General features: G+C 71.2%; 11 protein-coding genes. 6 read left to right on the plus strand and 5 right to left on the minus strand.

What is annotated here, in order from left to right:
- Positions 1-59 precede the first annotated feature (59 nt).
- Complete coding sequence (locus tag AB0J16_RS42800) at positions 60-1,619, minus strand: penicillin-binding transpeptidase domain-containing protein (protein WP_358550885.1); 1,560 nt, start codon at positions 1,617-1,619, stop codon at positions 60-62.
- Between the two features lie 114 nt (positions 1,620-1,733).
- On the opposite strand from AB0J16_RS42800, the gene AB0J16_RS42805 reads away from it, so the two are divergent.
- The 3 genes from AB0J16_RS42805 to AB0J16_RS42815 are packed head-to-tail and all read left to right on the plus strand — an operon-like array spanning position 1,734 to position 5,524.
- Positions 1,734-2,651, plus strand: a complete 918-nt coding sequence (locus AB0J16_RS42805; RefSeq protein WP_358550887.1) for a LysR substrate-binding domain-containing protein — start codon at positions 1,734-1,736, stop codon at positions 2,649-2,651.
- On the plus strand, positions 2,648-3,505 hold the full coding sequence (locus AB0J16_RS42810) for a serine hydrolase (protein WP_358550889.1): 858 nt from the start codon (positions 2,648-2,650) through the stop codon (positions 3,503-3,505). The genes AB0J16_RS42805 and AB0J16_RS42810 overlap by 4 nt, the downstream gene beginning before the upstream one ends.
- Before the next feature lie 57 nt (positions 3,506-3,562).
- On the plus strand, positions 3,563-5,524 hold the full coding sequence (locus AB0J16_RS42815) for an acetoacetate--CoA ligase (RefSeq protein ID WP_358550891.1): 1,962 nt from the start codon (positions 3,563-3,565) through the stop codon (positions 5,522-5,524).
- A gap of 59 nt (positions 5,525-5,583) precedes the next feature.
- Here the strand turns inward: AB0J16_RS42815 and AB0J16_RS42820 are convergent, their stop codons facing one another.
- Both AB0J16_RS42820 and AB0J16_RS42825 read right to left on the minus strand, forming a co-directional pair.
- Positions 5,584-6,144, minus strand: coding sequence for an NAD(P)H-dependent oxidoreductase (locus AB0J16_RS42820; protein WP_358550893.1), 561 nt, complete (start codon positions 6,142-6,144; stop codon positions 5,584-5,586).
- Entirely contained in the window at positions 6,144-7,043 is a 900-nt protein-coding gene (locus AB0J16_RS42825; protein WP_358550895.1) for an NADP-dependent oxidoreductase, read from the minus strand. Before AB0J16_RS42825 ends, AB0J16_RS42820 begins: the two co-directional genes overlap by 1 nt.
- Positions 7,044-7,133: 90 nt before the next feature.
- Here AB0J16_RS42825 and AB0J16_RS42830 point away from each other — a divergent pair, with 90 nt between their 5' ends.
- The 3 genes from AB0J16_RS42830 (at position 7,134) to AB0J16_RS42840 (ending at position 11,830) form a co-directional block, all read left to right on the plus strand.
- On the plus strand, positions 7,134-8,087 hold the full coding sequence (locus AB0J16_RS42830) for an AraC family transcriptional regulator (RefSeq protein ID WP_358550897.1): 954 nt from the start codon (positions 7,134-7,136) through the stop codon (positions 8,085-8,087).
- Between the two features lie 90 nt (positions 8,088-8,177).
- The gene (locus AB0J16_RS42835) at positions 8,178-10,199 is read left to right on the plus strand and encodes a hydantoinase/oxoprolinase family protein (RefSeq protein ID WP_358550899.1); all 2,022 of its coding nucleotides are present in this window, start codon (positions 8,178-8,180) and stop codon (positions 10,197-10,199) included.
- On the plus strand, positions 10,196-11,830 hold the full coding sequence (locus AB0J16_RS42840) for a hydantoinase B/oxoprolinase family protein (RefSeq protein WP_358550901.1): 1,635 nt from the start codon (positions 10,196-10,198) through the stop codon (positions 11,828-11,830). Before AB0J16_RS42835 ends, AB0J16_RS42840 begins: the two co-directional genes overlap by 4 nt.
- Here the strand turns inward: AB0J16_RS42840 and AB0J16_RS42845 are convergent.
- Together AB0J16_RS42845 and AB0J16_RS42850 are read right to left on the minus strand one after the other, a co-directional pair.
- Complete coding sequence (locus AB0J16_RS42845) at positions 11,827-12,456, minus strand: GNAT family protein (protein WP_358550903.1); 630 nt, start codon at positions 12,454-12,456, stop codon at positions 11,827-11,829. The genes AB0J16_RS42840 and AB0J16_RS42845 overlap by 4 nt on opposite strands.
- 42 nt (positions 12,457-12,498) lie before the next feature.
- Positions 12,499-13,935 carry an FAD-binding oxidoreductase gene (locus tag AB0J16_RS42850; RefSeq protein WP_358550905.1) on the minus strand — a complete coding sequence of 479 codons (1,437 nt, stop codon included), beginning with the start codon at positions 13,933-13,935 and terminating at the stop codon, positions 12,499-12,501.
- Positions 13,936-14,035: the final 100 nt, after the last annotated feature.

The following is a 14,035-nucleotide window of genomic DNA, read 5'->3' on the forward strand; positions in this document are numbered from 1 at the left end:
CGGGCCGCACGTCTGCTGGGCCGCACGTCTGCTGGGCCGCACGTCAGCCGGGCCGCGCGTCAGCTCAGCGCGCTGAGGAAGCGGGCCGCGATCGGGGCCGCCACCGCGGAGCCCGCGCCGCCGCCCTCCACGATCACCGCGAACGCCAGGTCCCCTCGGTAGCCGATGAACCAGGAGTGCGCCGGCGGCTCCTTGCCCGAGCCGTACTCCGCCGTCCCGGTCTTGCCGGCCGTACCGGAGGGGAACCGCACCGCCTGGGCGGTTCCGTCCGTGACGACCGCGGGCATGAGCTCGCGCAGGGCCCGCACCACGCCGTCCTCCAAGGGGCGTGGCCGGAGGGTGCGGTCCGGCACCAGCTCCTGGGCGACCAGCCGGGGCGGGCGCCAGGAGCCGTCGGCGATGGCGGCGGCCACCGAGGCCATGTTGAGCGGGCTGGCCAGCACCCTGCCCTGGCCGATCGAGGCGGAGGCCAGGTCGGTGTCGTCCTTCGGCGCCGGGAACTCGGCCTTCACCGCCGGCACGCCCGGCGTGATCGCGGAGCCGAAGCCGAAGGCGCCGGCCACCTCGGCGAGCCGGCCGTTCCCGAGCTTGGCCACCCCCATGGCGCCGAACGTGGTGTTGCACGAGTGGGCGAAGGCGTCGCGGAAGGAGAGCCTGCCGTAGTCGTGGAAGCCCGCGTTGTGGAAGGGGAAGCCGCCGATGTTCTGCTCGGGCGGGCATTCGACCTGCTCGTTCGCCTTCGCCCCGTCCGCGACCAGCGCGGAGGCCGTCACGACCTTGAACGTCGAGCCGGGCGGGTACTTGCCGAGCAGCGCCCGGTTGAACCCGCCGGGCTTGTTGACCACCGACAGGATCTCGCCGGTCGACGGCCGGACGGCGACCAGCGAGGCCGGTTTGCGCACGCCGTCGAGCGCGGCGGCGCCCGCCCGGTGCACCTTGAGGTCGATCGTGGTGTGCAGCGGCGTCCGCGCCGCCGGCTTGACCATGGTCTGGAGGAACTGATCGCCCTGGTAGAGGTCGATCCTGCGGGACTGCCCGTCGGCGAGCCGGTCCGGATAGGTCTGCTTGAGCCCTTCGACGAGTTGCAGCACCGAGCCGGGCGCGTCCGGGGTGTCGACGCGGCTGCCGTCGGCCGCCAGCACCGGGACCGTCGCGGCCTTCTCCGTGACCAGCCGCAGGGACCTGCCCTGCTTGAGCGAGGGATTGATGGCGGCGGGGGTCCAGTCGACCTTCCACTCGCCGCCGCGTTCGACGAGCTTGAGCTTGCCGTCGTACGTCCAGCTCTTCGGGCCGGTGAGACCGGCGTGGAAGGCGATCACACCAGCCGGGCCGGCGGCCGCGTCGCGCTTGAAGGTCGCGCCGGTGAGCTTGAGGTCGGCGCGGAAGCGCTGGTGCCAGCGCTCGAAGTCGGCGGGCGGGTCGGCGACGAGCTCCCGCATCCGCGCATAGTTCTGGACGGACCAGGCGGACAGGTACGAGTCCGCGGTCTCCTCCGGGGTGCCCTTCGTACGCAGCACCCAGATCGTGCCGGCCGCCGCGACGGCGGGAACCAGCACGGCGGCGGTGATCCACGGCCATCGGCGTTTTCGCCTGGGCGGCGATTCTGGCTGAAGATTCATGAAGATTGTCCCCCTTTGTGACCCCATGCGGCCGAGCACACCAGAGCCCGCCGTGTGGTGTCCAATACCGATATGAGCGCTATGTAGATATAAATGTGGATATAGTTGCTGGTCATGGACCTTGTCCGGCACCTGCGCTACTTCACCGTGGTGGCGGAGGAACTCCACTTCGGCAATGCCGCGATCCGGCTCGGCATGGCCCAGCCGCCGCTCAGCCAGCGGATCAAACGCCTGGAGGAGGAGCTCGGCGTGCGGCTCTTCGACCGCTCCGCCCGCCAGGTCCGGCTGACCGAGGCGGGCCGCCTGCTGGTCGGCGAGGCCCGCGAGATCGTGACCAGGGCCGACCGGCTGCGCGAGCTCGTCCGTCACGGCGAGGGCCGGGCGCTCAAGCTCGGCGTCCCGCCCGACCTGGCCGCCGCGGTGATCGCCGCCCTGGTCGAGGGCTTCCGCGCGAGTAATCCGGACGTACGTCTCACGCCGGCGGAGATCTGGACGGCCGATCAGGTGGCCGCGCTGACCGAAGGCGCCATCGACGTCGGCATCGTGCGCCACCCGATCAACGCGCCGGGGCTGCGGTTCGGGCAGGTGCTGGTGCAGCCGCAGGGCGTGCTGCTGGCCGAGGGGGATCCCCTGGCCGTGGCCGGGGAGGTGCACCTGGCCGACCTGGCGGACCGCGAGCTGCTGATGCCGCCCAAGGAGGGGGAGCCGGGGCTGCACGCCGTGACGCTGGCGGAGTGCCGCCGCCACGGCTACGTGCCCGCCCAGGTGCATCAGGGCGCCGGGCTCGGCCTGGTGCTCGCCGGGGCGGCGGTGGCGTTCGGGGCCAGGACGGACCACCCTGGGATCGTCTGGCGTCCGCTGCTAGGCTCGCCGATCAGTTCCCGGGTCTCCACGGCCTGGCGAGTGGAGACGGAGGCGGTCGCCGGCTTCTCGGCGGTGGCCGTACGAACGCTGAAAGAGAGCGCCGGGATGACGGACGAGGCCGCGGCGCCCGTGCGGCACATCAGCCGCAGACCCGGGATGCTGGCATGAACGAGCCGGATCTGGCCGCGCTGTTCGGCGCGGCGGGCGTGACCGGGTGGCTGCACGCGACCGACCTGCGCTCGGGCCGGGAGATCGGGCTCGGCTCCGATGTGCCGCTGCCGACCGCCTCGATGTTCAAGGTGCCGTTGATGGTGGAGTTCTGCCGTCAGGCCGACGCCGGGCTGCTCGATCCGGCGAGTCGGGTGACCGTGGGGGCCGCCGACCGGGTGACCGGGCCCACCGGCCTGTGCGCGATGCTCGACGACGTCACGATCTCCCTGCGCGACCTGGGCCACCTGATGATCACGCTGAGCGACAACACCGCCGCCGACGTGCTGCTGGCCAGGGTCGGGCGCGAGGAGATCAACGCGATGCTCTACGGGTTCGGGCTGCGCGAGACGCGGGTGCGGCAGAGCTGCCGGGACATCTACGAGAGCATGGCCGAGGACGCCGGGCACAGCTGGCCGTACCTCGATCCGGAGGACATCGCGCGGCTACGGGTGCTCGATCCCCCGCGCGCCAACAGCGCCACGCCGCGCGAGACGGCCGCGCTGTTCGGGCTGATCTGGCGTGATCAAGCGGCCTCGGCGGAATCGTGCGCCTGGATGCGCAACGTCCTGAACCTGCAGGTCTGGCCGCACCGGCTGGCTTCCGGCTTCCCGTACGACGACGTGGAGGTCAGCGGGAAGACCGGGACACTCCCGACACTCCGCAACGAGGCGGGCGTGGTCGAATATCCCGACGGCGGCCAGTACGCGGTGGCGGTGTTCACCCGCTCGCTCAGCACCGCGCTCAACCAGCCGCGCGCCGACGCGGTGATCGGCACGGCCGCGCGTATGGCGGTGGACCACCTACGCCGGTAGCAAGTTATGTGGCGGTTCGGGTATGACATTGCCCTTACCGGCCGACAGGATGGGCACATGGTTGCTGAAGGCACACTTCTCTGGGAACCGACCGAAGACATCATCGCGCGCGCCAGGCTGACTCACTATCTGGAGTGGCTGGGCCGGGCAGGGTCGGACTATGAGGAGGTGTGGCGCTGGTCGGTCGACAGTCCGGCGGAATTCTGGACGTCGATCTGGGACTACTTCGAGGTCATCGGCGAACGTGGTGACGGGCCCGTCTTGACTGGGACGATGCCGGGCGCCGAATGGTTCACCGGGAGCTCTGTCAATTACGCCGAGAACGCGCTGCGCGAACGTGACGGCACCGCGATCGTCTTCGTCTCGGAGGACGGCGCCCGCCAGGAGCTGACCTACGCCGAGCTGCGCGAGGAGGTCGCCCGGGTCCGGGCGGGCCTGATCCGCCTCGGCGTCGGGCGCGGCGACCGGGTGGCCGGTTACCTGCCGAACATCCCGCAGGCCCTGATCGCCTTCCTGGCCACCGCGTCCCTGGGCGCGATCTGGTCGGCCGGGTCCCCGGACTTCGGCGTGCCGAGCATCGTCGATCGGTTCAAGCAGATCGAGCCCAAGGTGCTGATCGCGGTCGACGGCTACCACTACAACGGCAAGAGCTACGACCGGTCGGCGGCTGTCAACGAGATCGCCGCCGAGCTGCCCACGCTCCGCGCGACCGTCTGGATCCCGTACCTTTCGGCGGCCGAGGAGGGGCAGCCGCCGCAGCGGGCCGAGCCCGGCGCCGCGCACACCGACTCCGTGCCGCACGGCGAGGTGATCGGCTGGGAAGGGCTGCGCGCGGAGGAGGGGCCGCTGGAGTTCGAGCGGGTGCCGTTCGGCCACCCGCTGTGGATCCTCTACTCCAGTGGTACGACCGGGCTGCCCAAGCCCATCGTGCACGGGCACGGAGGAGTCATCCTCGAACACCTCAAGTCGCTCTCCTTCCACCAGGATCTCGGTGAGGGGGACGTGTTCTTCTGGTACACCACCACGGGCTGGATGATGTGGAACTACCTCATCGGCGGCCTGCTGGTGGGCGCCACCCCGGTGCTGTACGACGGTTCGGCCGCCTACCCCTCCGCCGCGGTGCTGTGGCGGATCGCCGCCTCGGAAGGGGTGACCTACTTCGGGGTCGGCGCGCCGTACATCATGGCCTCGCTGAAGGCCGGGATCGCGCCCGAAGGGCTGGAGGCACTGCGCGGCATCGGCTCGACCGGGTCGCCGCTGCCGCCCGAAGGGTTCGCCTGGGTGGCCGCGGAGCTGCCGGGCATACCGCTCGGGTCGTTCTCCGGCGGCACCGACGTGTGCACCGGGTTCGTCGGGGCGACCGTGCTGCATCCGATCCGGGCGGGCATCATCCCCTGCCGGTCGCTGGGGGCGCGGGTGGAGTCGTTCAACCCCCTGGGCGAGCCGGTCGTGGGGGAGGTGGGCGAGCTCGTGCTCACGCAGCCGATGCCGTCGATGCCGGTCATGTTCTGGAACGACCCCGACGGCGACCGCTATCGCGAGAGCTATTTCGACGTCTACCCGGGCGTGTGGCGGCACGGCGACTGGATCAAGCTGAACGAGGACGGCAGCTGCGTGATCTACGGCCGCTCCGACTCGACGCTGAACCGGGGCGGCGTCCGGATGGGCACCAGCGAGTTCTACCGGGTCGTCGAGCGGTTCGACGAGATCGCCGACAGCCTCGTGATCGACACCGGCCAGCTCGGGCAGGAGGGGCGGCTGCTGCTCTACCTCACGCTGGCCGAGGGTGTCACGCTGTCGGACTCGCTGGTCGAGGCCCTGCGTACGGCGCTGCGGCAGGAGCTGTCACCCCGGCACGTGCCCAACGAGATCCACGCGGTGCCCGGCATCCCGCGCACCCTGTCGGGCAAGAAGCTAGAGGTGCCGGTGCGTAAGATCCTCCTCGGCACCCCGGTCGAGCAGGCGGCCAACCCCGACGCCATGGCCAACCCCGAGGTGCTGCGCCACTTCAAGCCTTGAATCCGCTTCAGCCATGAGCCTGCTTCAGCCATGAGCCCGCTTCAAGCCTTGAGCCCGCTTCAGGCCGCCCTGAGCGGGCGCAGCGCGGTGCCCCAGGAGACGATCTGGTCCAGCATCGTGGTGACCATCTCTTCGCGGTGCGCGGCGGGCTTGAAGTCGGTGAACCCCTCGAAGTCCGTGTGCAGAGAGAGCGTGACCTGAGCCGGCACATCGGCGACCTTGACCCGGCCGAGCACCTGCCTGAGGTGTTCGGCCGCGCGGGCGCCGCCGTCGACGCCGTAGCTGACGAATCCGGCCGCCTTGTCCGCCCACTCGGCGTAGAGGAAGTCGATCGCGTTCTTCAGCACGCCCGAAGTGGAGCTGTTGTACTCCGGGGTCACGAACACAAAGCCGTCGAACGAGGCGATGCGCTCCGACCAGGCACGGGTGTGGGGGTGTTCGTACTGGCCATAGGCCGCCGGGAACGCCTCGTCCAGGTGCGGCAGGTCGAAGTCCCGCAGGTCCACCACCTCGAACTCGGCGTCGCCGCGCTTGGCGGCCAGGTCGTGCACCCACTCGGCCACGGTGTCCGCGTTGCGGCCCGGCCGGGTGCTGCCGATGATGATGCCAATCTTGATCATTATTTATCCCCTTGAATGATGATTTTTCCGCGTGTCTGCCCGGCCTCGGCCCGGCGATGGACCTCGTCGAGGCCGGTCAGTGGGTATGTCTCGGCGACCTCCACCACGAGCTCGCCCTTGTCGATCAGCGCCACCAGCCGGGCCAGGTGCGCCGGGTCGTTGCGGGCCACGAAGTGGGTGGCTCGGGGCGCGTCGATCGGAGTGGCGATGGTGACGATCACCTCGCCCAGCGTGGCCAGCGTCGCCGCCTGCTCCGGGCCGATGGCCGCCAGGTTGAGCACCACGTCCATGCCGCCGGGCAATGGGGTCGTGGTGTAGTCGACGACCTCGTCGGCGCCGTAGCGCCGTACCGCTGCCGCGCTGCGCGGACCGGCCGTCGCGATCACGGTCGCGCCCGCCAGCTTGGCCAGTTGCACGGCGAACAGCCCCACCCCGCCGCCCGCCCCGTTGATCAGCACCCGCTGCCCCGGCCCGACGCGGGCGTGCTCGTGGACCGCCTGCCAGGCGGTGAGCCCGGCGACCGGGATGGCGGCGGCGTCCGCCAGCGGGAGCCGCTCCGGCGCCCTGACCAGTGAACTCGCCGCCGCCACCGTGTACTCGGCCGCCGCCCCCTCCACGAGGCCGATGACCCGGTCGCCGACGGCGGGCCCTTGTACGTCCGCGCCCACCTCGACGACCGTGCCGGCGAGGTCCAGGCCCAGCGTGTACGGCAGGGTGACCGGGAGCAGGTCCCGCAGGAACCCGGCCCGCAGCCCCACCTCGGATGGGTTGAACGAGGTGGCGGCCATCTGGACCAGCACGTCCCCCGGCCCCGGCGAGGGCCGGGGGATCCGGTCGTAACGGATCACGGACGCGTCGCCGTACTCGTGGATGCGGGCGGCGGTCATGGTTGGGCTCATGAGGGACAACGGTAGGAGCCTGGAGCGAGATGGCCAATGCTTGTGTATCTGCCTTTTATACGCGATCGTCTCGCAGGGTAGACTTCGGTCATGGACGTGCTCAGCGACGTGATCGCCATCATGCGCACCGGACAGCCCCGTTCCGCGCTCGTCGAGTGGCACGCCCCCTGGGGTCAGTGGTTCCCCTCGGCTCCCGGCTCGGCGGGCTTCCAGGTGATCATCCAAGGCTCCCCGTGGCTCATCCCGCCGGACGGCGATCCCGTCCAGCTGAGCGTCGGCGACGTGGTCTTCTTCCCGCACGGCCACGGCTACGCGATGGCCGACAGCCCGGCCACCCCGCTGGCCGACCCTGAGTGCGACCCGCTGGAGGAGCGGGACCTGTTCGCCTCGGCCTCCATGGAAGGGCCTGGCGCGGCCACGGTCCTGCTCTGCGGCGGCTACCGGCTCGACCCCAGCCGGGCCCATCCGGTCCTGCGCGACCTGCCCGACATGGTCCACCTGCCCGCCCGCCTCGGCCACCACCCCGAGCTCCGCGCGGCCGTCGACCTGCTGGGCAGCGAGATCGGCAGTCCGCGCCTGGGCGCCGACACCGTCGTCACCTCGCTGCTCGACATGCTGCTGCTGTACATCCTGCGCGCCTGGCTCGACACCGAGCCCGGACAGTGCGAGGTCGGCGGCTGGGCCACCGCCCTGGCCGACCCGTCGATCAGCGTGGCGCTCAACGCGATCCACCGCGATCCCGCGCATCCCTGGACGGTCGAGGCGCTCGGCGGCGAGGCCGGGCTCTCCCGCGCGGCCTTCTCCCGCCGCTTCACCAGCCTGATCGGCCAGCCGCCGCTCACCTACGTCACGTGGTGGCGCCTGGCCACGGCCGCCCGCCTGCTCCGCGAGTCGGAGGACTCACTGAGCGAGATCTCCGCGCGCGTCGGCTATACCTCCGAGTTCGCCTTCGCCAACGCCTTCAAGCGCGAGTACGGCACCGCGCCCGGCAGATACCGCCGCCACGCCTGCCCGCCGCCCGCGTCTGTCGGGGTGGCGCCTTAGCCCGCGAAGGGGTGCGTCACGCATGAAGCAGGCGCGAAAGCCGTGCACCCGGCACACCTGCGGACGGCCGGGACCGCATACGGTGCGGCCATGACTTTTCGCGTCGCCATGGACATCGGCGGTACCTTCACCGACGTGGTCTGCTACGACGAGCAGACCGGTGCCGTGCTGGCCTCGAAGGCGCCGACCACCCCCGGAGATCTCGCCGAGGGCGTCTTCGCCGCACTCGGCCGCGTGGTCGACGACCCGACCCGGATCTCCTTCTTCGTGCACGGCACCACCCAGGGTCTCAACGCCCTGCTCGAACGCAAGGGCGCCAAGGTCCTGCTGCTGACCAGCGCCGGCGCGCGCGACGTCTACCAGATCGCCCGCGGCAACCGCGACCGCATGTTCGACCTGCGCTACCGCAAACCGACGCCACTGGTGCCCCGTGCCGACGTCATGGAGGCGGCGGGCCGGCTCGACTGGCGCGGCACCGAGCTTCAGCCGCTCGACGAGCAGGCCGTACGGCGGGCCGCCCACCGCGCGAAGGCCGAGGGCTTCGACGCCGTCGCGGTCACGCTGCTGTTCTCCTTCGCCAACCCGGCCCACGAGCTCCGCGCGGGCGAGATCCTCCGGCATGAGCTCGGCGACGACGTGCTGATCGTGCTCAGCCACGAGGTGGCCAGGGAGTGGCGCGAGTACGAGCGCACCTCCTCCGCCGTTCTCGAGGCCTATGCGGGACCGGTCGTACGCACCTACCTGTCGCGGATCGAGCGGCGCTTCGCCGAGCGTGGCCTGACCGTGCCCGTACACGTGATGCAGTCCTCCGGCGGCCTGGTCAACGCGGGCTTCGCGATGCGGCGGCCCCTGCAGACCCTGCTGTCGGGCCCCGTCGGCGGCACGATGGGCGGGGTCGCCGCGGCCCGCCTGCTCGGCCGCGAGAACGCCATCTGCGTGGACATGGGCGGCACCTCCTTCGACGTCTCCCTCGTCGTCAACGGTCGCCCGGACGTCAGCGCCGAGGCGCACATCGAGGGCTTCCCCGTCCTGATGCCGATCGTGAACCTGCACACGATCGGCGCGGGCGGCGGCTCCATCGCCTACGCCGAGGCGGGCGCGCTGCGCGTCGGCCCCGAGTCGGCGGGAGCCGTGCCGGGGCCCGCCTGTTACGGCAGGGGCGGCGACCGGCCGACCGTGACCGACGCCAACGTGGTGCTGGGCCGCGTCGACCCCGCCTGGTTCGCCGGCGGTCTGATGGAGCTGGACGTCGAGGCCGCGGGGACGGCCGTCGCCACGCTCGCCGAGACCCTCGACATGGATCCGCTCCAGCTGGCCGAGGGCGTGTGCGACGTCGCCAACGCCAAGATGGCCCAGGCCATCCGTACGCTCACGGTCGAGCACGGCGTGGAGCCGCGCGAGTTCGCCCTGGTCGCCTTCGGCGGCGCGGGCGCCATGCACGCCGTCTTCATCGCCCGCGAGCTCGGCATCGGCGAGGTGGTCGTGCCGCGCTTCCCCGGCGCCTTCTCCGCGTGGGGGATGCTGGAGGCCGACGTACGGCGCGATCTCACCCATCCGTACTTCCGCGCGCAGGACGACCTCGACGGCGAGCACCTGGCGGCGCGGCTGGCCGAGCTCGAACGCGACGCCATGGCCGCGCTCGACAGCCAGGGCGTCCCCCTCGACCGGCGGCGGGTCGAGCACGCGCTGGACATGCGTTACGAGGGGCAGGACTACACGCTCACGATCCCGCTCCTGGACGCCACCGAGCCCGCTGCGCCCGGCTTCCTCCAGGCCATCGCGCGGCGCTACGCGGAGGCTCACACCAGCAGATATGGCCATGCCACGCCTGAGGCGCCGGTTGAGTTCGTCATGCTGCGCAGCGCCGGCTTCGGCACCTTCCCCAAGGCCGCCACCGCGGCTCCGGTGCGCGAGACGCACCCGCCCGCCGTACGCGATGTGATCTTCGACGGGCAGGTGCACCGCACCGCCGTCCTGCGCAGAAGCGCCCTGGACGGTGAGGTTGAGGGGCCCGCCATCGTGGTGGAGGAGACGGCCACCACCGTCATCCCGCCCGGCTGCCTGGCCACCGTCGACGCCAACGGCTTCCTGATCATCAAGGTGACCTCATGATCGACCCCGTGACCACAGAGATCATCCGCTGCGTGCTCCTCCAGGCGGCGGAGGACATGAACACCACCCTCATCCGCTCCTCCTACACGCCGGTCATCTACGAGGCCAAGGACTGCGCCGTCGCGCTCATGGACCGCGACCACAACGTTCTCGGCCAGTCGAGCGGTCTGCCGATCTTCCTGGGCAACCTGGAGGTGTGCACCCGCGAGACCGAGCGGATGTTCGGCCGTGACGTCTGGCAGGAGGGCGACGTCTGGGTGCTCAACGACTCCTACATCGGCGGCACGCACCTCAACGACGTCACGGTCTACGGCCCGATCTTCGTCGGCGGGGAGCTCGTGGGATTCGCCGCCTCGCGCGCCCACTGGCTCGACATGGGCTCCAAGGACCCCGGCGGCTCCATGGACTCCACCTCGATCTTCCAGGAGGGCCTGCGCATGGGCCCGATGAAGATCTACGAGAACGGCGCGCCCTGCCGCGACCTGCACGAGGTCATCGCCCGCAACGTCCGCTTCCCCCATGCCACGCTCGGCGACATGCGCGCCCAGGTCGCCTGCGCGATGACCGGACAGCGCCGCCTGGCCGAGATCATCGGGCGCTGGGGCGTGGCGACCGTGATGGCCGCCCGTGACGAGATCTTCGCCCAGACCGAGCGCCTCGAACGCCAGGCCGTCGCCGCCATCCCCGACGGCATCTACACCGCCGGTGGGTTCCTCGACAACGACGGCATCGACCTGGCCACCCCGCTGCCGGTCAACGTCACCGTGACCGTCGAGGGCGAGCGCGTCCACGTCGACCTCACCGACTGCGCCGACCAGGCGACCGGGCCGGTCAACTGCGGCGCGGCCCAGGCGGTCGCCGCCGTCCGCGTCGCGTACAAGCTGCTCATCAGCGCCGACGTGCCGCTCAACGGCGGCTCGTTCCGTCCCCTCGACGTGGCCACCAGGCCGGGCTCCATGCTGGCCGCCCAGTCGCCCGCCGCTTGCCAGTACTACTACTCCCACCTCGGCCTGCTCATCGACCTCGTCGTCAAGGCGCTGGCCCCGGTCGTGCCCGGCAAAGCCGCCGCGGCCTCCTACGGCGACTCCCTCATCGTCCAGTTCACCGGCACCGACCCGCGTACCGGCAAGCTGTACGTCTCCCAGGAGGCCACCGTCGGCGGCTGGGGCGCCTGGGAGGGAGGCGACGGCGAGACCTGCCTGATCAACAACGTGAACGGGTCGCTGCGCGACATGCCGATCGAGGTGCTCGAAACGCTCTTCCCGGTCCGCGTCACCCGCTACGAGGTCCGCCCCGACACCGGCGGCCAGGGGCGGTGGCGCGGTGGCCACGGCGTGGTCCGCGAGTACGAGTTCATCGGCGACACCTCGTTGTCGCTGTGGTTCGAGCGCTCGGTCACCCCAGCGTGGGGTCTGGCCGGGGGCACGGCCGGTGCGCCGCCCCGCGTCACGCTCAACCCCGGCACGCCGCGGCAGCGCGAGATGCTCAAGGTCAACGCGCTGCCGGTCAGCGCGGGGGACGTGCTGCGCTGCGAGTCGGGAGGCGGTGGCGGGTACGGGCAGGCGGACCTGCGCGATCCTGATGCTGTGGCGGACGACCTCACCCAGGGGATGGTCACCGGCCCTTGCTAGAGACCGAAGAGGGGCAGACAGGGCTCTAGGTTGTGGATTTCGATGCCGTTCATCGGCTTCCAGTCGGACCGGGGGAGGCGGAAGCGGCGGCCCGTTGCCACTGTGCCCTTGCGGTTGTGCAGGATGATGCCGTCCTCGTGGTAGCCGAGTCGGCGCGTCACCGCGAGTGAGGCGTGGTTGTCGTGGAAGGCCTCCGTCGTCGCGTACTCGGCGCCCAAACCCTCGAAGGCCAGGTGAAGCACCGCCGCGCGCATCTCCCTGCCGATGCCCCGGCCCTGGAAGCGTTTGCCGAGCCACGAGCCCGTCGCGGCCTCCCGCGTGACCAGGAAGTCGGCGGCCATCAGTGCCTGCACGCCGACCACCTGGCCCTCCGAGACCACCGCGAACTCCAGCGTCCACTTCTCCCGAGTGAGCTCGGCCCAGGTGCGGAAGTGGTAGCGGACGGTGGCCTTGGCCCGCTCCTGCGGCTCGGCGTCCGACCACGGGAACAGGAACGGCATGTAGCCCGGCTCGTGTACGCCCTCGGCCGCTCGATCACCGAGCTCGTCGAGGTCGGCGAGCGACGGCATGCGGAGTTCGAGGCGCGGGGTGGTCACGGAGAGCCCGAAGAGCGGCCAGTTGCGCATGTTACCGATCTTCCCAGCTCACGGCCCGGTCCGGCGACCGATTTAGACACCTTGGGGCAGGTGGAAGACCCGGCCGGGATCGTAGGCGGCCTTCACGGCGGCCAGGCGTGGCGCGTTGGCTCCGTAGTAGGCGGTCCGCCAGTCGGTCAGGTCCGGGTCGATGTAGTTCACGTACGCGTGATCGCCCAGATGCGCCCGCATGTCGCCGTGGATGCCGCGCAGCCAGGCCCGGCCGGTGCCCTTCGAGTAGTACTGGACACCGAACAGCGCCGCCCGGTGCGGGAAGGCGGTGGCGTCCGGGCGGACCCGGGCGACCGCGCCGCCCAGCGCGTCCAGTTGTACGGTGTGCTCTCCCGCTCGGGCCACCCCGGCGACCAGCGCCTTGACCCCGGCCGCCGACAGCTTCTGGTAGGCCAGATGCGACTTGGCGGCGAAGGTGTCCCTGCTGAGGCGGCCCGCGGCGGTCTGGCCAGGAAGGTGACACTGCGCTACCGAGAGCGAGGAGCAGCCCGCCATGACCATCATGGCGTGCGTGTAGGACGTCGTGGAGGCGTAGCGGGAGGAGGGGCGGCCGATCTGGGCGACGAGCGGCGCCAGGAGGCGGTCGAGCGCCGCCTTCCCGCCCAGGTACGTGCCGCCGATCTGCACGTCCAGCCCGTTGTTGCGCGTCAGGTGCAGCGTGGACCACAGCTCGTCCGGCGCGGTGGGCGCCCAGGACTGCCAGGCCTTGACCGCCGCCTCGGCCTTGGCCCACGGCCAGTGCAGGAAGAACACGGTGGTGTCGCGGGTCTTGTGCGTGCGGAAGGTGAAGGACACGGCCACGCCGAAGTTCCCGCCGCCACCGCCCCTGCACGCCCAGTAGAGGTCGGGGTGGTTATTGGCGTCGCAGGTCAGGAGGCGGCCGTCGGCCGTGACGATCCGTACGGACTCGAGCGTGTCGCAGGTCAGGCCGTACTTCCTGGAGACCACGCCGATCCCGCCGCCCAGCGCCAGGCCGCTCACCCCGACCGTGGGGCACGAACCGGCGGGGATGCTCACGCCGGCGCGGCCCAGCTTGTCGTAGACGTCGACCAGCTTGGCCCCGGCGCCCACGGTGGCGCGGCCGGCGGCGTGAGTGACGGAGTTCATCCGGGAGACGTCGATCACCAGGCCGGTGCCGGTGGACCAGCCCGCGTAGGAGTGGCCGCCCGAGCGGGCGGTGACGGGCAGGCGGTTCGCGCGGACGAAGGACAGGCACGCGGAGACATCCGCGGGGGTCGCGCAATAGGCGACGCCGCCCGGCCTGATGCTGTCGAAGGCGGGATTGAACAGCCGTCGTGCCGCGCCGTACCCCGCGTCGGCCGGCAGGACGAGCGTGCCGGTGAGGCGGCGGCGTAACCCCGACCAGTCGGGGGCGGAGGAGGCGAGCGCGGGCGGTACGGAGACCAGCCCCAGTACCGGTGCCAGCGTGGCGGCGCGGAGGAAGTCGCGACGGTCCATGGTCGTCTCCTGGTGATCGTGGTGAACCGATCGGTGAGACGACTCTGGAAGCCGCCAGGTTGGTCACAAATGCATAACCGGAAGAGCGCGGCCCGTCCGC

The organism is Nonomuraea sp. NPDC049750 (assembly GCF_040659625.1).
In the GTDB taxonomy this organism is placed as follows: domain Bacteria; phylum Actinomycetota; class Actinomycetes; order Streptosporangiales; family Streptosporangiaceae; genus Nonomuraea.

Excerpts from the sequence above, each read along its gene's own strand:
- AB0J16_RS42800 (WP_358550885.1), bottom strand. The coding sequence starts at position 1,619 with ATGAATCTTCAGCCAGAATCGCCGCCCAGGCGAAAACGCCGATGGCCG.
- AB0J16_RS42805 (WP_358550887.1), top strand. The coding sequence starts at position 1,734 with ATGGACCTTGTCCGGCACCTGCGCTACTTCACCGTGGTGGCGGAGGAA.
- AB0J16_RS42810 (WP_358550889.1), top strand. The coding sequence starts at position 2,648 with ATGAACGAGCCGGATCTGGCCGCGCTGTTCGGCGCGGCGGGCGTGACC.
- AB0J16_RS42815 (WP_358550891.1), top strand. The coding sequence starts at position 3,563 with ATGGTTGCTGAAGGCACACTTCTCTGGGAACCGACCGAAGACATCATC.
- AB0J16_RS42820 (WP_358550893.1), bottom strand. The coding sequence starts at position 6,144 with ATGATCAAGATTGGCATCATCATCGGCAGCACCCGGCCGGGCCGCAAC.
- AB0J16_RS42825 (WP_358550895.1), bottom strand. The coding sequence starts at position 7,043 with ATGAGCCCAACCATGACCGCCGCCCGCATCCACGAGTACGGCGACGCG.
- AB0J16_RS42830 (WP_358550897.1), top strand. The coding sequence starts at position 7,134 with ATGGACGTGCTCAGCGACGTGATCGCCATCATGCGCACCGGACAGCCC.
- AB0J16_RS42835 (WP_358550899.1), top strand. The coding sequence starts at position 8,178 with ATGACTTTTCGCGTCGCCATGGACATCGGCGGTACCTTCACCGACGTG.
- AB0J16_RS42840 (WP_358550901.1), top strand. The coding sequence starts at position 10,196 with ATGATCGACCCCGTGACCACAGAGATCATCCGCTGCGTGCTCCTCCAG.
- AB0J16_RS42845 (WP_358550903.1), bottom strand. The coding sequence starts at position 12,456 with ATGCGCAACTGGCCGCTCTTCGGGCTCTCCGTGACCACCCCGCGCCTC.
- AB0J16_RS42850 (WP_358550905.1), bottom strand. The coding sequence starts at position 13,935 with ATGGACCGTCGCGACTTCCTCCGCGCCGCCACGCTGGCACCGGTACTG.